Raw genomic sequence first — 19,375 nt, 5'->3', positions numbered from 1 at the left:
GGGCCTATCCTCCCCCTCCGGAGTCCGCCGTGCCGAACAGGGTCAGCGCCGTGCCGACGAGGCCGATGTGGCTGAACGCCTGCGGGAAGTTGCCGAGCTGCCGGCCCGCCACGGGGTCGTACTCCTCGGCGAGCAGACCCACGTCGTTGCGCAGCGCCACGAGCCGTTCGAACAGCTCGCGCGCCTCCTTCGCGCGCCCCGTCATGTGCAGCGCGTCCGCGAGCCAGAACGAGCAGACCAGGAACGCGCCCTCCTGACCGGGCAGCCCGTCCACGCCGGTCCCGTCGGCGCTGTAGCGGCGCAGGAAGCCCTCGTACGACAGCTCGTCGCGGACCGCGTCGACCGTGCCGATCACGCGCGGGTCGTCCGGTGGCAGGAAGCCGACGCGGGGGATCAGCAGCAGGGCCGCGTCCAGTTCGGACGAGCCGTAGAACTGGGTGAACGTGCCGCGCTCCGCGTCGTAGCCGCGCTCGCACACCTCCCGGTGGACCGCGGCGCGCAGCTTGCGCAGCCGGTCGATGTCGCCGGGCAGACTCGGATCGTCCTCCATGGCGCGCACGGTGCGGTCGGCGGCGACCCACACCATCACCTTCGAGTGCACGAAGTGCCGGCGCGGCCCGCGCACCTCCCACAGCCCTTCGTCGGGCTCGCGCCATGCCTCGTCGAGGAAGTCGAGCAGCGCCAACTGGAGCCGCCAGGCGTGCGACCCGGCTTTCAGGCCCGCGCGGCGGGCGAGCGCGAGGGAGTCGACGACCTCGCCGTACACGTCCAGCTGGAGCTGGTGCGCGGCGTCATTGCCCGCGCGTACGGGACGCGAGTCGCGGTAGCCGCGCAGCCAGTCGAGCTCCTGCTCGGGCAGCCGCCGCTCGCCCGCGAGGCCGTACATGATCTGCAGGTCGGCCGGGTCGCCCGCGGCGGCCCGCAGCAGCCAGTCGCGCCAGGCCTCGGCCTCGTCGACGTAGCCGGCCGACAGCAGCGCGCCGAGCGTCAGGGTCGAGTCGCGCAGCCAGCAGTACCGGTAGTCCCAGTTCCGTACGCCGCCGATCTCCTCGGGCAGCGAGGTGGTGGGGGCGGCCACGATGCCGCCGGTCGGCGCGTAGATGAGGGTCTTGAGGGTGAGCAGGGAGCGGAGCACGGCCTCCTTGTGCGGGCCTTCGTAGGTGCAGTGCTCCGTCCACGCCCGCCAGTCCTCCAGGCTGTGCCGCAGCGACTCGTGGGCGTCGATCAGCGGCGGGCGCTTCTCGTGCGAGGGATGCCAGGTCAGGACGAAGGCGACGGTCTCGCCCGCCTCGACCGTGAACTCCGAATGGGTGCCGAAGTCCTCGCCCCAGGTGTGGACCCGCGGTTCGCTGCGCAGCCACGCCGAGTCCGGACCCGCGACGGCGACCCGGTGCCCGTCGGCGCGGCGCATCCACGGCACGACGGAGCCGTAGTCGAAGCGCAGCCGCAGGGTGCCGCGCATCGTGACGCGTCCGCTGAGGCCCTCGACGATCCGGACGACGTCCGGGGCCCGGTCGCGCTGCGGCATGAAGTCGGTGACGCGGACGCGGCCGTCCGGGGTCTCCCACTCGGTGTCGAGCACGAGGGAACCGGAGCGGTACGCGCGCGTGGTGCAGTCCTTCGCTCCTGTGGGGGCGAGCCGCCAGTGGCCGTTGTCCTCGCCGCCGAGCAGCGCGGCGAAGCAGGCGGGGGAGTCGAACCGGGGCAGGCACAGCCAGTCGATCGACCCGTCCCTGCCGACGAGCGCGGCGGTCTGGTGGTCACCGATGAGGGCGTAGTCCTCGATATGTGGGCGCACACGCCATGGGTTCCCCGTGAGCGGCGAGGTGCTGCATGAGAGTTTCCGGCCGTCGCCCGGCCGTGCCCCCGAATGTGCGTCCGGTCAGGCGACGGCGGCCGGCGTCCCGCTCTCGGCCGTGGCCGCCTCTTCTTCCTTGCGGCGCCGCTCCCGCAGCTCGCGCCGCACCAGCACCACCCAGCCCACGGGCACCGCGGCGGCGAACAGCCACCACTGGATCGCGTACGCGTAGTTCAGCGCGGAGTCCTCCTTGCCGGGGGCTCCGACCAGCTCGGGCGTGTGGCCCTTCGGCTCGGGCGCGGTCTGGGCGACGTAGCCGCCGAGCACCGTTTTGCCGAGGCGCTCGGCCTGCTCCTTGCTGTTGATCAGCATGATCTGCCGGTCGGGCAGGTCCTTGAGGTCCTTGATGCCGCTGGCCTCGGTCGTCTCGTTCGGCATCAGACGGCCGGTGACGGTGGTCTCGCCGCGGGGCGGTGCAGGCACCTTCGGGTAGGCGGTCTGCGCCCCGGGCGCCGGGATCCAGCCGCGGTTGACCAGCAGGACCTTGCCGTCCTTCAGGACGAACGGGGTCAGGACGTGGAAGCCGACCTCTTCGTTGGAGTTGACGCGGCGGCGCACGACGAGCTCGTCGTCGGTGTCGAAGCGGCCCTTCGCGGTCACCGAGCGGTACCGCTCGTCGCTGGTGACGGTGTGGTCCGGGGACGCCAGGTCCTCCACGGGCACGGACTTCGCGTTGAGCGCGTCCGTGACCAGCTGGTTCCGGGCGTCGCGCTCGTGGTAGCGGTCCATCTGCCAGATGCCCAGCCGGATCATCGTGGGGATGAGGACGAGGGCGACCAGGGTGAGGATCACCCACTGCCGGGTCAACAGGAAGCGGTACACCCCATGACCGTACAGCGGCGGGCATGGGGTGCTTTCAGTGGGGTGCGCCCGATTGCGGCGGGCGTGTGCCGAAGGATTCAGACGTTGTCGACGATGCCCACCTTCCCCTCCGCGCGGGAGCAGTGCGCCCCGCAGAACCAGTGCCCGTCGACCTCGACGCCCTGCCCGATGATGCGGCACCGGCAGTGCTCGCAGATCGGCGCCATGCGGTGGATGGCGCAGCTGAAGCAGTCGAAGACGTGCACCGCGCCCTGCGCGTGCACCTCGAAGGACATGCCGTAGTCGTTTCCGCAGACCTCACAACGTGCCATGCGCCACAGGGTGGGCGTCCGGGCGGGGCCGGGGCGAGCGGTGGCGGGGCGAGTCGCCCCGCGTTCACCCGTCTGCCCCTCGTACGGACAGTCCGGGCCCGCCCTACTTGGCGTCCGCCGGGGCCACGTCCTGCAACAGCTGCCCGAACGCCGCCTCGTCCAGCACCGGCGTCCCGAACTGCTTCGCCTTCACGACCTTCGACGTGTACGAGTCCGGGTCATTGGTCACCAGGAGGCTGGTGAGCCGCGACAGGCTCGTCGCCACATGGAGGCCCGCGTCGACCGCCCGGTCCTCCAGGAGCTCGCGGTCGACCGACGTGTCACCGGAGAACGCCACCCGCATGCCCTGCTTGAGCGGCAGGCCCGGCTCGTAGCGGCCCGGGTTCGGGTACGGGCAGGCGGGGCGCTTGCGGGAGGCGCGCCAGGTGCCACCGCCGCCGCCCCGGTAGGCGGAGGAACCGGACTGGCGCGGCACCGAACCTTCCGTCCACTCGGTGAGCGGGCGGCATTCGAGCAGCGGCAGCCGCACGTTCCCCGCCGCCGCCGTGCGCAGGCTCGGGCGGAACGCCTCCGCGAGCACGCGCGCGTCGTCCAGCGCGTTGTGCGCGTGCTCCTGGACGACGCCGAAGTGCGCCGCGAGGGACTCCAGCTTGTGGTTGGGCAGCGGCAGGCCCAGCTCCTTGGAGAGCGCGATGGTGCACAGGCGCTGGCGGACCGGGGCGGTGCGCTCCGCCCGCGCGTACTCGCGGGCGATCATCGACCAGTCGAACACCGCGTTGTGCGCGACCAGGACGCGGCCCGCGAGGCGGGCGGCGAACTCCTCGGCGATGTCCGGGAACAGCGGGGCGGCCGTGAGCACGTCCGTCGTCAGGCCGTGGATCCACACGGGGCCTGGGTCGCGCTGCGGGTTGACCAGCGTGTACCAGTGGTCCTCGACATCGCCCCGCTCGTCCAGGCGGTAGACGGCGGCGGAGATGATCCGGTCGTCCCGGGACAGGCCGGTGGTCTCCACGTCGACGACCGCGTATCCCTTCGGATACGCGGCCGGCCAGGAGGCTGCGGACGCTGCGGTCGGATGGTCTTCGAGCATGGTCCCAGAGGATACGGGCCGCGACTGACACTCCGGTCGGCGCCTTCCCCGCGAGCCGTGTCGCGGATCACGTCGCGGCTCAAGTGGGCGGGTCCAGGAGCGATTTCACCAGGGCGCGCACGGACGTCGTGAAGATCCGCTCCGGGTCGGCGGGCGCGGCGAGCGCGCGGGCGAGCACCCGGTCCCCCTCCGCGGTGCGCGCGCCCCACAGTTCCTCCTCGCGCGGGTGCTGGGCCGGGGCGCGCTCCCGGTTCCGCTCGACGAGGACGTGGCCGACGACGTGGAAGAGGACCGCGCGCACGGCCTCGGCGGCGGGTGCGCCACGCAGCCCTGCGGCGTGCACCTCGTGCACCAGGGCCTGCTGCGCGGGCAGGAACATCCGCTCGGTGAGGCCGCGTTCGTGGACCATCGCGATCAGGTGCGGATGGGCACGCAGCCGGCGGCGCAGGGTGCGGGCGACGGAGATGACGCGGTCCTGCGGCGTGGCGCCGCTCGGCCGGAAGCCGCCGAGGTCGGCGACCGTGCGCTCCACGAGGGCGTCGAGCAGGGACTCGCGGTTGCCGACGTGCCAGTAGATCGACGTGACGGCCGTGCCCAGTTCGGCCGCGAGTTTGCGCATGGTGAGCGCCTGCGGGCCGTGCTGCTTGACGAGACCGGCGGCGACGGCGACGACCTCCTCGCGGGTGAGCGGTGCGCGTGCGGCCACTTCTCGCCTCCCCGTGCCTGTCCGGTGCACATGTCTTTACCCTTCATCGCCACCGGTGTAACTGTGTTACAGGCGCCTCGCGGAACGACCGCACGACCGACCGCACAACACCGCACGACCGACCGCACGACCGAACGACCTCCATGACGTCTCGTTCGAAGGGTGGTACGACATGACACGCGTACGGTACGGAGCGCGCAGTGAGGCGGAGATCGCCGCTTCGCGCTCGGCGAGCAGCAAGCTTCCCGACATCTGGTCCACCGGTGTGGTGGCCGTGTGGGAATCCGATCCGGACGCGGTGGCCGCGGTGCTGCCGCCGCCGCTGAAGCCCACCGGGCGGCCCCTGGTGCGGGCCAACATCAGCAAGGTCGACCTGCCGGGCTATCCGCTGGGCGCGGGCTCGGTGGCCGTCGCCGCCGAGCACGGGGGAGTTGAGGGCTGGTATCCGCTCGTCATGCCGATGACGCACGAGCGGGCGCTGATCGGCGGGCGCGAGGTCTTCGGCGAGCCGAAGAAGCTCGGCGAGGTCACCGTGGAACGCGAGGGGCTCGTCGTGACGGCGGCGCTCGCGCGGCACGGCATCGCGTTCGTGGAGGTGCGCGGCGCCGTCAGCGAGACCCTGCCCCTCCCGGAGCCGACGCAGAAGGCCGACTTCTACTTCAAGTTCCTTCCCGGAGTGGACGGTTCGGGCTTCGACGCGGAGCCGGTCCTCGTGCACTGCCTGCGCAACGAGAAGGTCAGGAAGCTGGAGCGGATCACCGGGGACGTCGTCCTGCGGGAGTCCATGTTCGACCCGGTCGCCGACCTCCCGGTGCGGAACCTGGTGGAGATCACCATCGGCGAGAAGACCACCGACCAGAAGGGCAAGGTCGTCGAGCGGGTCAGCGCGCAGGCCCTGCTGCCCTACATCCATCAGCGCTACGACGACCCGCAGCAGATCCACGACGGCCCGCCCGAGGGGAGCGCCTGACATGGAGCTGCGCGAGGGACAGGTCGCCGTCGTCACGGGCGCGGCGAGCGGGATCGGGCTCGCCATGGCGCGGCGGTTCGCGGCCGACGGGCTGAAGGTGGTCCTCGCCGATGTCGAGAAGGCGGCCCTGGAGAGCGCGGCCGAGGAGCTGCGCGGGGACGGCGCCACCGTGCACGCGCGCGTGGTCGACGTCGGCGAGCGCGAGCAGGTCATGGACCTGGCCGCGGACACGTACGCGACGTTCGGCGCCTGCCATGTGCTGTGCAACAACGCGGGCGTCGGCTCGGGCGCCGAGGGCCGCATGTGGCAGCACGAACCGAACGACTGGAAGTGGGCGTTCAACGTCAACGTGTGGGGTGTCTTCCACGGCATCCAGGCCTTCGTGCCGCGCATGATCGAGGGCGGCGAGCCGGGCCACATCGTCAACACGTCCTCCGGGGACGGCGGCATCGCGCCGCTGCCGACGGCGTCCGTGTACGCGGTGACGAAGGCGGCCGTCGTGACCATGACCGAGTCGCTGTACGCGCACCTGAAGGCGGAGCACGCGCGCGTGGGGGCGTCCGTGCTCTTCCCCGGCCCCCACATGCTGCGCACCGGGCTGTGGGAGTCGCACCGCAACCGGCCCGAGCGGTTCGCGAAGGAGCGGCCCCGTAAGACGCCGTACCGCAGCCTCGACCAGTGGGAGGCCGCCATGAAGGAGGCCGGGAACGAGATCGCGTTCACGCCCGTGGAGGAGGTCGCCGACTTCGTCGCCGAGGGCATCGCGGCGGACCGGTTCTGGATCCTGCCGCCGAGCGAGCACAGCGACAAGCAGATCCGGGCGCGGTCGCAATCGATGCTGGACCGGGCGAACCCGGCGTACCTGGAGAGCTTCATTCTCGACTGAGGGGTGACATCCGATGACGGCTCAGCAGAACGACCCCTACCTGATCATCTCCTCCGACTGCCACGCCGGACTGCCCACCGAGGAGTACCGGCCCTACCTGGACAGCCGTTTCCACCGGGAGTTCGACGAGTTCCTCGGCGAGCGGGACAAGCGCCGCGAGGAGGCCACCCGGCTCGGCATCCGCAACGACGCGTTCGCCGCCAAGTGGTTCGAGGACAACGAAGAGGGCCTGCGGGGCGGCTGGGACACCGCGCAGCGCCTCAAGGAGCTCGACGGCGACGGGGTGGCCGCCGAGGTCGTCTTCCCCGACGCGGACGCCGTGGACAGCCAGACGGCGGCGCCCTTCGGCGTCGGCCTCGGCCTCTCCGGCGACCAGGACCCCGAGCTCGGCATGGCGGGCGCGCAGGCCCACAACCGCTGGCTGGCCGAGTTCGTCGGGCAGCACCCCGAACGGCACTGCGGCGTCGCCCTGTTGCCGGTCACCGCCGACCCCGACAAGGTCGTCGCGGAGATCCACCGCGCCAAGGAGTCGGGGCTCGGCGCCCTGATGATCCCGTCGATGTGGGTCGACCAGGACCCGTACCACGCGCGCCGGTACGACCCCGTGTGGGCGGCCGCGGCGGAGTGCGAGATGCCCGTGGTGACGCACTCGGGGGCGGCTCCGCGCCACGAGTACGGCGACCATCTGGGCATCTACGTAAGTGAAGTGACCTGGTGGCCGGCGCGGCCCCTGTGGTTCCTGCTCTGGTCGGGCGCCTTCGAGCGGCACCCGGGGCTGAAGTTCGGCGTCGCCGAGTCCGGCTGCTGGTGGCTGCCGAACCTGCTGTGGTTCATGGACCGCCTCTACCTGGGCGCGCACGGCGGCAAGAAGCTGTCGCCGTTCGCCGAGCTGAAGCGCTCCCCGGCGGAGTACCTGGACCGGCAGGTCTTCGTGTGCGCCACCAACACCAAGCGCCGCGAACTCGCCCAGCGCTACGAGATCGGCGTCGACAACATCCTGTGGGGCAGCGACTTCCCGCACCCCGAAGGGACCTGGCCGGACACGCGCGCGTGGTTGCGCAAGACCTTCCACGACATCCCCGTCTCCGAGACCCGGCGGATGCTCGGCCTGTCCGCCGCCGAGGTGTTCGGGTTCGACACCGCGAAGCTGGCGCCGCTCGCGGCCCGCATCGGTCCGACCCCGGCCGACCTCGGGCAGGACGCCGACCAGAGCGGCGTGGAGGCGTCCTGGGCGCGCTCGCGCGAGGTGGGACGGCACTGGCTGACGGAGAACGACTTCCCGAACATCGGGGTGACGCCATGACCACACAGGACGAGCGCTACACCGTCATCTCGGCCGACTGCCACGCGGGCGCCGATCTCCTCGACTACAAGCCGTACTTGGAGGCGCGGCACCACGACGCGTTCGACACCTGGGCCGCCGGCTATGTGAACCCCTACGCGGACCTGCTCGCCGACACCGCCGACCGGAACTGGAACTCGGAGCGGCGCCTCCGGGAGCTGGAGCAGGACGGCATCGTCGCCGAGGTCGTCTTCCCGAACACCATCCCGCCGTTCTTCCCGTCCGCCTCGCTGATGGCGCCCGCGCCGACCCGCGAGGAGTTCGAGCAGCGCTGGGCGGGCCTGCGCGCCCACAACCGGTGGCTCGCGGACTTCTGCGCCGCCGCCCCCGGCCGCAGGGCGGGCGTCTTCCAGATCCTCCTCAACGACGTCGACGAGGCCGTCAAGGAGATCCGCTGGGCGGCCGAAGCGGGCCTGAAGGGCGGCCTGTTGCTGCCCGGTACGCCGCCGGGCTCCGGCCTCCCGGAGCTGTACTCCTCGACGTACGACCCGATCTGGCGGACCTGCGCCGAACTCGGCGTCCCGGTCAACCACCACGCGGGCTCCGCGTCCCCGCCGCTCGGCGAGGAACCGGCCGCCCGCGCGGTATTCATGGTCGAGACGACGTGGTTCTCGCACCGCGCCCTGTGGCACCTCGTGTTCGGTGGCGCCTTCCGTAAGCACCCGGACCTGAGGCTCGTCCTCACGGAGCAGGGTTCGGGCTGGATCCCCGGCGTCCTGGACATGCTGGACTACTACCACGCGCGCCTGGTCAGGGCGGCCACGAAGGCGACAGGTACATCGGCGAAGACTGCCGAGGCCAAGTTCGGTGCGGGGCTCGCCGATTCGATGGGCAAGGGCCCCTCCACGGTGTGGCGCGAGAACTGCTACGTGGGCGCGAGTTTCATGCGGCCCCACGAAGTGCCCCTGCGGGACCGGATCGGCCTCGACAAGATCATGTGGGGCAGCGACTACCCGCACGACGAGGGCACGCACCCGTACACGCGCGAGGGCCTGCGCATCGCCTACGCGGGGCTGCCGAAGGACGAGATCGCCGCGATGGTCGGCGGCAACGCGGCCCGGGTCTACGGCTTCGACCTCGGCCTCCTCGACCCCATAGCGGCCCGTGTGGGCCCCACGGTCGCCGAGATCGACGAGCCGCTGAAGGAGCCGCCCGCCGACGCGACCAGCCCGGTGTTCGCGCCGGGGGCGTCGGTACGGGTGTGGTGACCTGCCCGCCGGGTGTCATGCTCCCGGCGTCGACGCGGCGGGTGTCATGCTCACCGCGTGACGGAAACCGGAGCGCGATCCACCCATGACGAGTCCCACGGCGGCGCGCTCGGCTCGCGGCTCAACTGGCTGCGCGCCGCCGTGCTCGGCGCCAACGACGGCGTGGTCTCCACCGCGGGCCTCGTCGTCGGCGTCGCGGGCGCCACCGGCGACCGCTCCGCGCTGCTCACGGCCGGGCTCGCCGGACTGCTCGCCGGATCGATGTCCATGGCGGCCGGCGAGTACGTCTCCGTGTCCACGCAGCGCGACTCCGAGAAGGCGGCCATCGCCATGGAGAAGCGCGAGCTGAAGGAGCAGCCGGAGGCCGAACTGGTGGAGCTCACCGACCTCCTGGAGGAGCGCGGGCTCAGCCGCGAGGTGGCCCGCGAGGCCGCGGTGCAGCTCACCGAACGGGACGCGCTGCGCGCCCACGCGCGCGTGGAGCTCGGCATCGACCCCGACGACCTCACCAACCCGTGGCACGCCGCCTGGGCCAGTTTCCTCGCCTTCACGGCGGGCGCCCTGCTGCCGCTGCTCGCCATCGTCCTGCCGCCCTCCGACTGGCGGCTGCCCGTCACGGTCGGCTCGGTCCTGGCGGCGCTCGCCCTCACCGGTTGCAGCAGCGCGCGGATGGGCGGCGCGGCGGTGCGGCCCGCGGTGTGGCGGAACGTGGGCGGGGGAGCGCTGGCGATGGCGGTCACGTATGCGGCGGGATCTTTGTTGGGAGCCGCCGGAGTCTGACCCCTTACCGGCGGTATTACTTGTCGGTAACTACCTATAGCCGGGGACAGGTCGGGGCGCTTACGGTGCACGTATGCCGTCCCCGAACCTGCCCGACGTCGTGCTGTGGTCGATCCCCGCCTTCGTGCTGCTCACGATCGTGGAGATCGTCAGCGTCCGGATCCACCCCGACGAGGATGCCGCCGGATACGAGACCAAGGACGCGGCGACCAGCGTCACCATGGGGCTCGGAAGCCTGGTCTTCGACTTCCTGTGGAAGATCCCGATCGTCGCGATCTACACGGCGGTCTACGAACTGACGCCGCTGCGCGTGCCCGTCCTGTGGTGGACGATCCCGCTGATGCTGCTCGGGCAGGACTTCTTCTACTACTGGTCGCACCGCGGGCACCACGTCATCCGCATCCTGTGGGCGTGCCACGTGGTGCACCACTCCAGCCGCAGCTTCAACCTGACCACGGCGCTGCGGCAGCCCTGGACGAGCCTCACCGTGTGGCCGTTCTACCTGCCGCTCATCGCGCTCGGCGTGCACCCCGCGGCGCTCGCGTTCTGCTCGTCGGTCAACCTCGTGTACCAGTTCTGGATCCACACCGAGCGCATCGACAAGATGTGGCGGCCCTTCGAATTCGTCTTCAACACGCCCTCCCACCACCGTGTCCACCACGCCTCCCAAGGCGGCTACCTGGACCGGAACTTCGGCGGAATCCTCATCATCTGGGACCGGCTCTTCGGTTCGTGGGTGGCGGAGGTCGAGCGCCCCGAGTTCGGACTCACCAAGAACATCAGCACGTACAACCCGCTGCGCGTCGCCACCCACGAGTACGCGGCCATCGCCAAGGACCTGAGGACGGCCGCCAGTTGGCGCGAGCGGGCCGGGCGGGTCTTCCGGGGGCCGGGGTGGCAGCCGGCGCCCACCGGCGCCCCGAACGCCCCGCGGAAGGTCACGGAGGGCGCCGCGTGAGGCCCTCCGCACCGGTGTGGCGCGCGGTGTTCCTCGGAGCCTGCGCCGCCGACCTCGTCGCGCTGCTCGCGGGCGCGGACGGCGCGCACGTCGTCCTCAAGCCCCTGCTCATGCCGCTGCTCGCGGCCTACGTGATCGCCTGCCGCGGCCCCCGGCTGCTGTGCGCCGCCCTGCTGCTCGGGTGGTGCGGCGACGTGGCGCTGCTGTTCGACCAGGACCTCGTGTTCCTCGCCGGGATGGGCGCCTTCGCCGTCGGGCACGTCTGCTACCTGGTGCTGTTCAAGCGGCACGGGACGCCGCGCGCGCGTGGTGCGCTGCTCGCGGCCGCCTACGGCGTCGCGCTCGCCGTGACCGTGGTCGCCCTGTGGCCCGATCTGCCGCCGGACATGCGCGGGCCCGTCGCCGCGTACAGCGTGCTGCTGACCTGCATGGCGTTCGCCTCATCGCGGCTCGGCGCGGCGGCGGGCGTCGGCGGCGCCCTGTTCCTGCTCTCGGACTCGCTCATCGCCACCGGCATCGCCGACTGGCCGGCCCTGCCGCGCCCCGACTTCTGGGTCATGGGCACCTACGTGGCGGCGCAGTACCTGCTCGCCCGGGGCGTGCTCGGGGAGCGGGCCGCAGGCCCTTCGGCGTACGGTGAAAAGCGCGTCGAGACCCGGCGCGTCGCTCACTGACCTGCATCGATGGCCTGCGTCGACTGCGGGACCCGCACAAAGGAACACCCCATGCGCGCCACCACCATCCACGCCCCGTTCGACATGCGCGTGGAGGACGTTCCCGACGCCGCCGTCGTGCGGCCCACGGACGCCGTGGTGCGTGTCCTGCGCGCGTGCGTCTGCGGCAGCGACCTCTGGGCCTACCGGGGCGAGGCCGCGCGGCAGCCCGGGCAGCGCATCGGGCACGAGTTCCTCGGCGTCGTCGAGGAGACCGGCTCCGAGGTGGCCGTCTTCAAGCGCGGAGACCTGGTCGTCGCGCCCTTCATGTGGTCCGACGGCGTGTGCGACTACTGCCGCGAGGGCCTGACCACGTCGTGCGAGCACGGCGGCTTCTGGGGCGCGGTCGGCTACGACGGAGGCCAGGGCGAGGCCGTGCGCGTCCCGTACGCCGACGGCACGCTCGTGGCGCTGCCGGCCGACGCGGCCTCGGACGACCGGCTGCTCTCCGCCCTCCTGACCCTGTCCGACGTGCTGGGCACCGGGCACCACGCGGCGCTCGGCGCGGGCGTGCGCGAGGGCTCCACCGTCGCCGTCGTCGGGGACGGCGCCGTGGGCCTGTGCGGAGTCCTCGCGGCCCACCGGCTCGGCGCCGAGCGGATCATCGCGCTCGGCCGTCATCAGGTGCGCACCGACATCGCACGCCGCTTCGGCGCCACGGACGTCGTCGCGGAGCGCGGCGACGCGGCGGTCGCCGCGGTCCGCGAGCTCACCGGGGGACAGGGCGCGCACGCCGTGATCGAGGCGGTCGGCACCGAGCAGTCCATGAACACCGCCGTGCGCATCACCCGCGACGGCGGTGCCATCGGCTTCGTCGGCGTCCCGCACGGCAGCGGCACCGGTGTCGACCTGCGCGTCATGTTCGACCACAACATCGCGCTGCGCGGCGGCGTCGCCCCGGTCCGCACGTACATCCCCGACCTGCTGCCCGACGTCCTGGACGGGACCATCGACCCCTCGCCCGTCTTCGACATGACGGTCGACATCGAGGGCGTCCCCGGCGGCTACGAGGCGATGGACGAGCGCGCCGCCCTCAAGGTGATGGTCACCAACTGACCGCAGTGGTCGGGCGGCCGGTCACCATCGGATCGGCACCGGCAGCGCCGTCAGCGCAGCCGACACCGCCACCACGACCGCCAGGATCACGACCTCCGCGCGCGCGGGCACGTACGCCCTCCCGCGGTCGGGGGTCCGGCGCAGCCGCAGTCGCGCCGCGAGGGCGAGCGCGGCGACGACGGCGACCAGGAGCACCTTGGCGAGCAGCACCCGCCCGTAGGCCGTCGTCGTCAGCTGGTCGAGGACCGTGCTCGGCGGCATCCGGCGCAGGGTGCTGCACACGCCCGTCGCGGTGATGGCCGCGAGCAGCACCGCCGCCACGCGCGCGTAGAGGCCGAGCAGCGCCGTGCCCGCCTCGGGGGCGCTCGTGCGCCACGCGTTCGTCGTGCGCAGCACGTACAGCAGTCCGCCCACCCACAGGGCGGCGCAGGTCAGATGGATCAGGGTGAGACCCGAGCCGAGCAGCGCGCTGTCCTCGGCCGCAGGGTGCGCCCGCAGCGCCTCCGCGACCGCCACGGCGGCCAGCGGGAGCAGCGCCGTCGCCGGACGCCGCCAGCGGGCGCACAGGCCCGCGAGCAGGAAGCCGTTGACCTCCACGAGCGCGAGCGTCCCGTCCCGCGTCCCGCCGAGACCGCCGAGGTCCAGGGCTCCGACGCCGCTCGGGATCAGATTCCCCGAGGCCACCACGGAGGCGAGCCCGAGCGCGGCCGCGAACCCCGCCCACGGCGCGTACGCCGACCAGGTGCGCGGCGGCTCCCGCAGCGGGTCCACCTTGCGCGCGAGGAACCCTGCGAACACCTCGCCCGCCTGGACGCACAACGCCCCGAACAGGACCGTGCGCAGCAGCGCGATCACGCCGACACCGGGCGCCGCGGCCTCCCCGGTGCCCTCCAGCGCGGCGCGCGGCCCGAGCAGCGGGATCAGCGCGGCCACGGCGACGAGTACGAGCACGGCGACGGCACGCCCCGCGCCGGGTCTGCGCAGGGAGACGTCGGCCCCGACGGTCACGGGAGCCTCGGTGGGCGGCGGTATGGAACTCACCATTGGATCTTCACCAGGTGGTACGGACTCCGGCAAGCGCAGACCAACAAGTGGGGCACGGGAATCCGGACGATGTGGCGACGGGTCCGGTGCCGCGCTGGATCGGTTCACGCCTACGTAGGACGCGATGTCGCGGCCCCGCGGTTCACCCGGCCGGCAGCCACCCGGCCTCGTCCGTGCCCCAACACCCCGGGGGACGCGCCCAATTCGCGGGGCCCCCGCCGAACGACAGGGGCGGCAGGGCGTGCCGCAGGCGCCCGACCGGACTGTCCGCCTCGGTCAGCCAGGCGGCCGGATCCTGCGCCTCGTACGGCTCCGCACGTTCGCCGTAGCCCCTCGGGTGCGCCCCTTGGACGAGCCAGGCCGCCGTCTGCGCGAGCGCGAGCCGCACCACGCGCGTACCGCCCTGCGCCGTCTGCTCGGTGAGCGCGCGCAGCACCGCCGCCGCGAGCAGATAGCCCGTGCCGTGGTCGAGCGCCTGCGCCGGCAGCGCCCCGGGGCGTTCGGGGGAGCCCTCGGCCGCCGCGATGCCCGTCGCCACCTGGACGAGGCTGTCGAAGCCGCGCCGCCCGCCCCACGGCCCGTACCCGCCCCAGGCCGACAGCTCCGCCACCACGAGCCCCGGCCGCCGCTCGGCGAGCGCCTCCGGGCCGAGCCCGAACCGGTCGAGCGCGCCGGGCCGGTACCCCGTGACCACCACGTCCGCGCCCGCGAGCAGCTCGTCGAACGTGCGCCGGTCCACCGCGTCCGTCAGGTCGAGCCGGGTCGAGCGCTTGCCGAAACCGGTGTCGGCGTGCGCGTCCGCCGCCTCGGGCAGCTGCGGCGCGTCCACCCGCAGCACGTCCGCGCCGAGCAGCGCCAGGGTGCGCGTGGCGACAGGTCCCGCGATGACGCGCGTGAGGTCGAGGACCCGGATCCCGGCCGCCGGGGAGAGCACCCCGCGCGACAGCGCACGGGCCGGCGCCGCGTCCACCCGGTCGAGCGTCAGGAGCGGTTCCCCGGCGACGAGCGCGCCCTGCGGATGCGCCGCCCACTGCCCGGGCGTGCGCAGCGCGACGGCCAGGCCCCCGGCCGCGTACACCGTCTCCTCGACCTCGTGCGCCGAGCGCTCCGCGAGCAGCGCCGCCACCTCGTCCACGCCCGCGTCCGCGGCCACTCCGAGGGCCGCGCACAGCCGCGCCCGGTGGTGCGGATAGTTCGCGTGGGTGCGCAGCCAGCCGTCCCGCGTCCGCCAGAAGCGCGACAGCGGCGCGAAGCTGACAGGCGCGCGCCCGTCGATCAGCAGATGCCGCTCGCTGGTGAATGCGGTGGCCACCGCTCCGTCGTCGACCCGCACCCGGATCGCGCCGACGGGGTGCCTCGCGCGCGTGGCGGCGAGTTCGGCGGCGGCCAGCGAGCAGCAGCCGACGCAGGCTCTGGCCAGATCGACCACGGGCAGGCGGGCGGGCAGCGCACCCGCGCGCGTGCGGTACGAGACGCGGGCGAGCAGGGCGGGGTCGCCGCCGAGCGCCGCCCACGCGGCCCGGGCGTCGACCGGGGCTTGGGGCGCATGTGTCATGTCCGCACTATCGCGCAGCAATTGGCCCCGGCACACGGGCGGCGCACACAGGGGCCGGGTGGCGTGCGCCACCCGGCCCCTGCTCATGTGCTTTCCGCGGTGCGGGTTACTTGACGGCCTTCAGCGCGTCGACGATCCCGTATCCGTAGAAGCCGTTGCGCCGCTCGGTGCCCTCGCAGACGGCGTCGACCGTGCCGTCGCCGTCCCCGTCGTAGGCGGTCGGGCACGGCTCCTTGTCGGCCTGCTCCTTCATCAGCGACTGCAGCTGCGCCGGAGTGGCCTTCGGGTGCGTCGACTTGAGGAGCGCGGCGACGCCCGCGGCGTGCGGCGAGGCCATCGACGTGCCCTGCAGCCAGCCGTACTGGTTGCCCGGCATCGTGGACAGGATGCGACCGTTCTTCGACGGGGTGTCCGCCGGGATCTGGTACTTGTCGCCGCCCGGCGCCGCGATGTCGATGACACCGTTGCCGTACGTCGAGTAGTACGACTTGGCCTTGTTCACGCCCGTCGCGCTCACCGTGACGACGCCCGGCAGCTGCGTCGGGATGTCGAAGCAGCTGTGCGGGTCGATCGTGCGGTTCACCGGCGTGGAGTCGTCCGGGCTGGAGTCGTCCACGATCGCGTCGGAGTCCAGGTCGTGGTTGGAGTTGCCCGCCGACGCCAGGTTCAGGGTGCCCTTCTTCTGGGCGTACAGCTGGGACCGGTTCACCGCGTCGACGATGGCCCGCTGATCGGGGTCGTCCATGCAGTTGTAGAGCCACGGGTCCACGTAGTAGCTGTTGTTGGTGACCTCGATGCCGTGGTCCGCCGCGAACACGAAGGCGCAGACCACGCTCTCCGGGTAGAACAGCTCGCTGACCGGGTCGGCCACCTTGATGCCCGCGACCTTCACGTTCGGCGCGACGCCGGCGACGCCGACCCCGTTGCGCGCGGCCGCGATCTCACCGGCGACGTGCGTGCCGTGGTAGTGGTCCGGGTTCGCGGGCCGCCAGGCGCCCGGCGAGGTGTCCGCCTTGCCGCCCACACAGTTCGCGGACTGCGACGCGGAGAAGTTCGGCGCGAGGTCGGGGTGGGTGTCGTCCACACCGGTGTCGATGACGCCGACGGTGACCTTCCTGCTGCCCGGGTTGATCTTCGCGGCCTTGTCGGCGCCCATCGCCCGCAGGTCCCACTGGTCGGCCTCGAGCGGCTCCTGCGCCGACGTCGCCTTCGTCGCGAGCGACGTGGCCTCGGCCTTGGAGAGCTTCTGGACCGCACCCTCCTCGGTGGTGCCGGCCGGCGTGAGCGGCGTCGTGCGGGTCGCGCCCGCAGAGGCCACCCCCTTCGCCGCGCGCAGCTGCTTGCCGAAGTCGGGGTTCGAGGAGTGCACGACGAAGACGCCGATCTTCGCGTACGTGGCGACTATGGAGCCGTCCGCCGCGGATATCGCCTTGCCCACCGAGGAGATCGTCCGGGCATCGGTGCTGCGCGTGTTCACCACGTACGCGAGTGAGGAGGCCGAACCGGCCGTCACCGAGGGCGAATCGGCGGTGGGAGCCGCCGTCGCGGACGGCAGGAAGCCGAAGGAAGCCGTCAGGGCGATACCGATCGGCAGGGCGAGGGCCAGGCGACGCCGCCGGGACGGCAGGCGTCTGGAAGGCAGATGAGCCATGGGGTCTCCACATCATCCGTCGTTTATGGAAATGCCCGGGGCACGAGTGCGTGTCGGGCAGGTACATGACGCGTGGTGCGGTGTGAAGGTATCTCTGGTCACCGCAGGTCATCAACGAGTTCCGAAAGAAGTTCCGAAAGAAACAAGGTGAGTTGAACCGCGTCGACCCTGCTCCCGTGCCGTTGTGCAGGGGGTCGGGGAGCTCTACCATCGCGACCCGGCCCGCGTGATCCAGATCACGTTGAGGTTAAGAGACAGCACCCCATTCGCGAGGAGAGTCCGTGGCCACCGACGCACCACCACCGCAGCAGGGCAGCCCGCACGACGGGCCGGCGCTGCCCTCCACCGAGAAATTCATCGAGGTGCAGGAAGGCGCGGAGTTCGGTGAACTGCGGCGCGCGCACCGCTCGTTCGCCTTCCCGCTGACCATCGCGTTCATCGCCTGGTACCTCGTGTACGTGCTGCTGTCGAACTACGCGGGCGATTTCATGGGCACCAAGGTGGCCGGCAACATCAACGTCGCCTTCGTCCTCGGCCTCGGCCAGTTCCTGACGACGTTCCTCATCGCGTGGTGGTACTCGCGGCACGCCGCCGCGAAGCTCGACCCCAAGGCCGAGGCCATCAAGTCCCGTCTGGAGGGCGGCGCGTGAACCCCGAGATGTACCACTTCCCCCTGGCCGCGGCGGAGGCCACCGAGCACCGGCCGCTGATCATCAGCCTGTTCGCGGTGTTCGTCGTCGCGACCCTCGTCATCACCGTCTGGGCGGGCCGGCAGACCAAGAGCGCGTCCGACTTCTACGCGGGCGGTCGCCAGTTCACCGCCTTCCAGAACGGTCTCGCGGTCTCCGGCGACTACATGTCCGCCGCGTCGTTCCTCGGCATCGCGGGCGCCATCGCACTCTTCGGCTACGACGGCTTCCTCTACTCGATCGGCTTCCTGGTCGCCTGGCTCGTCGCCCTGCTCCTGGTCGCCGAACCGCTGCGCAACTCCGGCCGCTACACGATGGGCGACGTCCTCGCCTACCGGATGCGCCAGCGCCCGGTGCGCACGGCGGCCGGCACCTCGACGATCGTCGTCTCGATCTTCTATCTGCTCGCGCAGATGGCGGGCGCCGGTGTCCTCGTCTCGCTGCTGCTCGGCATCACCACGGACGCGGGCAAGATCCTCATCGTCGCCCTCGTCGGCGTCCTGATGATCGTGTACGTCACCATCGGCGGCATGAAGGGCACCACCTGGGTGCAGATGGTCAAGGCGGTCCTGCTGATCGCGGGCGCCATCCTCCTCACCTTCCTGGTGCTGCTGAAGTTCGACTTCAACGTCTCGGACCTGCTGGGCACGGCCGCGGAGAACAGCGGCAAGGGCGCGCCGTTCCTGGAGCCGGGCCTCAAGTACGGCCTCACCTCCACGTCGAAGATCGACTTCATCTCGCTCGGCATCGCACTCGTGCTCGGCACGGCGGGCCTGCCGCACATCCTGATCCGCTTCTACACGGTGCCGACCGCCAAGGCGGCCCGTAAGTCGGTCAACTGGGCCATCGGCATCATCGGCGCCTTCTACCTGATGACGATCGCGCTCGGCTTCGGTGCCGCCGCGCTCATCAAGCCGGAGGAGATCATCGCCTCCAACCCGGCGGGCAACACGGCGGCGCCCCTGCTGGCACTGCATCTGGGCGGCGTCGACTCCAGCTGGGGCGCGATCCTGCTCGCCTCGATCTCGGCGGTCGCCTTCGCCACGATCCTCGCGGTCGTCGCGGGCCTGACCCTCGCCTCGTCCTCCTCGTTCGCGCACGACATCTACGCGAACGTGATCAAGAAGGGCCAGGCGTCCGAGAAGCAGGAGATGAAGGCGGCCCGCTGGGCCACCGTCTTCATCGGCATCGTCTCGATCGCACTGGGCGCGCTCGCCCGCGACCTGAACGTGGCGGGCCTGGTCGCCCTCGCCTTCGCGGTCGCGGCATCGGCGAACCTGCCGACGATCCTGTACTCGCTGTTCTGGAAGCGCTTCAACACCAACGGCGCGCTGTGGTCGATCTACGGCGGCCTGTTCACGGCGGTCTTCCTGGTCCTCTTCTCGCCCGTCGTCTCGGGCAACCCGAAGACCTCCATGTTCAAGGGCGTCGACTTCCACTGGTTCCCGCTGGAGAACCCGGGCATCATCTCGATCCCGGTCGGCTTCCTGCTGGGCGTCATCGGCACCTACGTCGCCAAGGAGAAGGCCGACAAGGGCAAGTACGCGGAGCTCGAGGTCCGCTCCCTGACGGGCACCGGAGCGCACTGACCCGCTCCGCCACCGGTCGTGCCGTGCCCCGCGTCGTAGATCCCTACGACGCGGGGCACGGCACACTCGTGGGTTCACAGGCCTGCCGCTGTCATACCCGTCACGTAGGCTCGGGATCAGTAGGTAAGAACACGCCGAGGGAGGGGG

General features: G+C 71.9%; 18 protein-coding genes. 10 read left to right on the top strand and 8 right to left on the bottom strand.

Going from position 1 to position 19,375, the window contains the following annotated elements:
* Positions 1–4 precede the first annotated feature (4 nt).
* The 5 genes from ACFV9W_RS29615 to ACFV9W_RS29595 all read right to left on the bottom strand — a co-directional run bounded on the left by ACFV9W_RS29615 (position 5) and on the right by ACFV9W_RS29595 (position 4,787).
* Positions 5–1,798, bottom strand: a complete 1,794-nt coding sequence (locus ACFV9W_RS29615) for a glycoside hydrolase family 15 protein (protein WP_385766760.1) — start codon at positions 1,796–1,798, stop codon at positions 5–7.
* A gap of 84 nt (positions 1,799–1,882) precedes the next feature.
* Positions 1,883–2,680 carry an SURF1 family protein gene (locus ACFV9W_RS29610; RefSeq protein ID WP_385766757.1) on the bottom strand — a complete coding sequence of 266 codons (798 nt, stop codon included), beginning with the start codon at positions 2,678–2,680 and terminating at the stop codon, positions 1,883–1,885.
* A gap of 77 nt (positions 2,681–2,757) precedes the next feature.
* Positions 2,758–2,991 carry a hypothetical protein gene (locus tag ACFV9W_RS29605; protein WP_266721084.1) on the bottom strand — a complete coding sequence of 78 codons (234 nt, stop codon included), beginning with the start codon at positions 2,989–2,991 and terminating at the stop codon, positions 2,758–2,760.
* A gap of 103 nt (positions 2,992–3,094) precedes the next feature.
* Positions 3,095–4,081 (bottom strand): DEDDh family exonuclease, encoded by a 987-nt coding sequence (locus ACFV9W_RS29600; protein ID WP_385766754.1) that lies wholly within the window; start codon positions 4,079–4,081, stop codon positions 3,095–3,097.
* Between the two features lie 79 nt (positions 4,082–4,160).
* On the bottom strand, positions 4,161–4,787 hold the full coding sequence (locus tag ACFV9W_RS29595) for a TetR/AcrR family transcriptional regulator (protein WP_385766751.1): 627 nt from the start codon (positions 4,785–4,787) through the stop codon (positions 4,161–4,163).
* 172 nt (positions 4,788–4,959) lie between these two features.
* On the opposite strand from ACFV9W_RS29595, the gene ACFV9W_RS29590 reads away from it, so the two are divergent.
* The 8 genes from ACFV9W_RS29590 (at position 4,960) to ACFV9W_RS29555 (ending at position 12,700) form a co-directional block, all read left to right on the top strand.
* Entirely contained in the window at positions 4,960–5,757 is a 798-nt protein-coding gene (locus ACFV9W_RS29590) for an acetoacetate decarboxylase family protein (RefSeq protein ID WP_385766748.1), read from the top strand.
* 1 nt (position 5,758) lies between these two features.
* Positions 5,759–6,643, top strand: a complete 885-nt coding sequence (locus ACFV9W_RS29585; protein ID WP_385766745.1) for an SDR family NAD(P)-dependent oxidoreductase — start codon at positions 5,759–5,761, stop codon at positions 6,641–6,643.
* Between the two features lie 13 nt (positions 6,644–6,656).
* Positions 6,657–7,946, top strand: a complete 1,290-nt coding sequence (locus ACFV9W_RS29580; protein WP_385766743.1) for an amidohydrolase family protein — start codon at positions 6,657–6,659, stop codon at positions 7,944–7,946.
* On the top strand, positions 7,943–9,193 hold the full coding sequence (locus ACFV9W_RS29575; protein ID WP_385766740.1) for an amidohydrolase family protein: 1,251 nt from the start codon (positions 7,943–7,945) through the stop codon (positions 9,191–9,193). Before ACFV9W_RS29580 ends, ACFV9W_RS29575 begins: the two co-directional genes overlap by 4 nt.
* Positions 9,194–9,250: 57 nt before the next feature.
* The gene (locus tag ACFV9W_RS29570; RefSeq protein WP_385766737.1) at positions 9,251–9,973 is read left to right on the top strand and encodes a VIT family protein; all 723 of its coding nucleotides are present in this window, start codon (positions 9,251–9,253) and stop codon (positions 9,971–9,973) included.
* Between the two features lie 73 nt (positions 9,974–10,046).
* Positions 10,047–10,931: a sterol desaturase family protein gene (locus ACFV9W_RS29565; RefSeq protein ID WP_385766734.1), complete on the top strand. Its 885-nt coding sequence runs from the start codon at positions 10,047–10,049 to the stop codon at positions 10,929–10,931.
* Positions 10,928–11,605 carry a lysoplasmalogenase gene (locus ACFV9W_RS29560; protein ID WP_385766731.1) on the top strand — a complete coding sequence of 226 codons (678 nt, stop codon included), beginning with the start codon at positions 10,928–10,930 and terminating at the stop codon, positions 11,603–11,605. Before ACFV9W_RS29565 ends, ACFV9W_RS29560 begins: the two co-directional genes overlap by 4 nt.
* Positions 11,606–11,656: 51 nt before the next feature.
* On the top strand, positions 11,657–12,700 hold the full coding sequence (locus ACFV9W_RS29555; protein ID WP_385766728.1) for a zinc-dependent alcohol dehydrogenase family protein: 1,044 nt from the start codon (positions 11,657–11,659) through the stop codon (positions 12,698–12,700).
* Between the two features lie 21 nt (positions 12,701–12,721).
* On the opposite strand, the gene ACFV9W_RS29550 is transcribed toward ACFV9W_RS29555, so the two are convergent.
* From ACFV9W_RS29550 to ACFV9W_RS29540, 3 genes are all read right to left on the bottom strand, one after another.
* Entirely contained in the window at positions 12,722–13,744 is a 1,023-nt protein-coding gene (locus ACFV9W_RS29550) for a CopD family protein (RefSeq protein ID WP_385766726.1), read from the bottom strand.
* Positions 13,745–13,886: 142 nt separating this feature from the next.
* The gene (locus tag ACFV9W_RS29545) at positions 13,887–15,299 is read right to left on the bottom strand and encodes a CoA transferase (RefSeq protein WP_385766724.1); all 1,413 of its coding nucleotides are present in this window, start codon (positions 15,297–15,299) and stop codon (positions 13,887–13,889) included.
* Between the two features lie 106 nt (positions 15,300–15,405).
* Positions 15,406–16,950 carry a S8 family serine peptidase gene (locus ACFV9W_RS29540; RefSeq protein ID WP_385766722.1) on the bottom strand — a complete coding sequence of 515 codons (1,545 nt, stop codon included), beginning with the start codon at positions 16,948–16,950 and terminating at the stop codon, positions 15,406–15,408.
* Positions 16,951–17,231: 281 nt separating this feature from the next.
* Here ACFV9W_RS29540 and ACFV9W_RS29535 point away from each other — a divergent pair, with 281 nt between their 5' ends.
* Both ACFV9W_RS29535 and ACFV9W_RS29530 read left to right on the top strand, forming a co-directional pair.
* Positions 17,232–17,600 (top strand): DUF485 domain-containing protein, encoded by a 369-nt coding sequence (locus ACFV9W_RS29535; protein ID WP_385766719.1) that lies wholly within the window; start codon positions 17,232–17,234, stop codon positions 17,598–17,600.
* 8 nt (positions 17,601–17,608) lie between these two features.
* Positions 17,609–19,228, top strand: coding sequence for a cation acetate symporter (locus tag ACFV9W_RS29530; RefSeq protein WP_385766845.1), 1,620 nt, complete (start codon positions 17,609–17,611; stop codon positions 19,226–19,228).
* Positions 19,229–19,375 lie beyond the last annotated feature (147 nt).

The organism is Streptomyces sp. NPDC059897, from assembly GCF_042730865.1.
In the GTDB taxonomy this organism is placed as follows: Bacteria; Actinomycetota; Actinomycetes; order Streptomycetales; family Streptomycetaceae; genus Streptomyces.
Note: the sequence above shows the minus strand (reverse complement) of the source record. Positions and strands in the feature narration are given on the sequence as shown.

Coding starts and splice junctions, on each gene's coding strand:
- ACFV9W_RS29580 (WP_385766743.1), top strand. CDS start 6,657: ATGACGGCTCAGCAGAACGACCCCTACCTGATCATCTCCTCCGACTGC.
- ACFV9W_RS29575 (WP_385766740.1), top strand. CDS start 7,943: ATGACCACACAGGACGAGCGCTACACCGTCATCTCGGCCGACTGCCAC.
- ACFV9W_RS29605 (WP_266721084.1), bottom strand. CDS start 2,991: ATGGCACGTTGTGAGGTCTGCGGAAACGACTACGGCATGTCCTTCGAG.
- ACFV9W_RS29600 (WP_385766754.1), bottom strand. CDS start 4,081: ATGCTCGAAGACCATCCGACCGCAGCGTCCGCAGCCTCCTGGCCGGCC.
- ACFV9W_RS29565 (WP_385766734.1), top strand. CDS start 10,047: ATGCCGTCCCCGAACCTGCCCGACGTCGTGCTGTGGTCGATCCCCGCC.
- ACFV9W_RS29585 (WP_385766745.1), top strand. CDS start 5,759: ATGGAGCTGCGCGAGGGACAGGTCGCCGTCGTCACGGGCGCGGCGAGC.
- ACFV9W_RS29530 (WP_385766845.1), top strand. CDS start 17,609: ATGTACCACTTCCCCCTGGCCGCGGCGGAGGCCACCGAGCACCGGCCG.
- ACFV9W_RS29540 (WP_385766722.1), bottom strand. CDS start 16,950: ATGGCTCATCTGCCTTCCAGACGCCTGCCGTCCCGGCGGCGTCGCCTG.
- ACFV9W_RS29555 (WP_385766728.1), top strand. CDS start 11,657: ATGCGCGCCACCACCATCCACGCCCCGTTCGACATGCGCGTGGAGGAC.
- ACFV9W_RS29550 (WP_385766726.1), bottom strand. CDS start 13,744: ATGGTGAGTTCCATACCGCCGCCCACCGAGGCTCCCGTGACCGTCGGG.
- ACFV9W_RS29545 (WP_385766724.1), bottom strand. CDS start 15,299: ATGACACATGCGCCCCAAGCCCCGGTCGACGCCCGGGCCGCGTGGGCG.
- ACFV9W_RS29590 (WP_385766748.1), top strand. CDS start 4,960: ATGACACGCGTACGGTACGGAGCGCGCAGTGAGGCGGAGATCGCCGCT.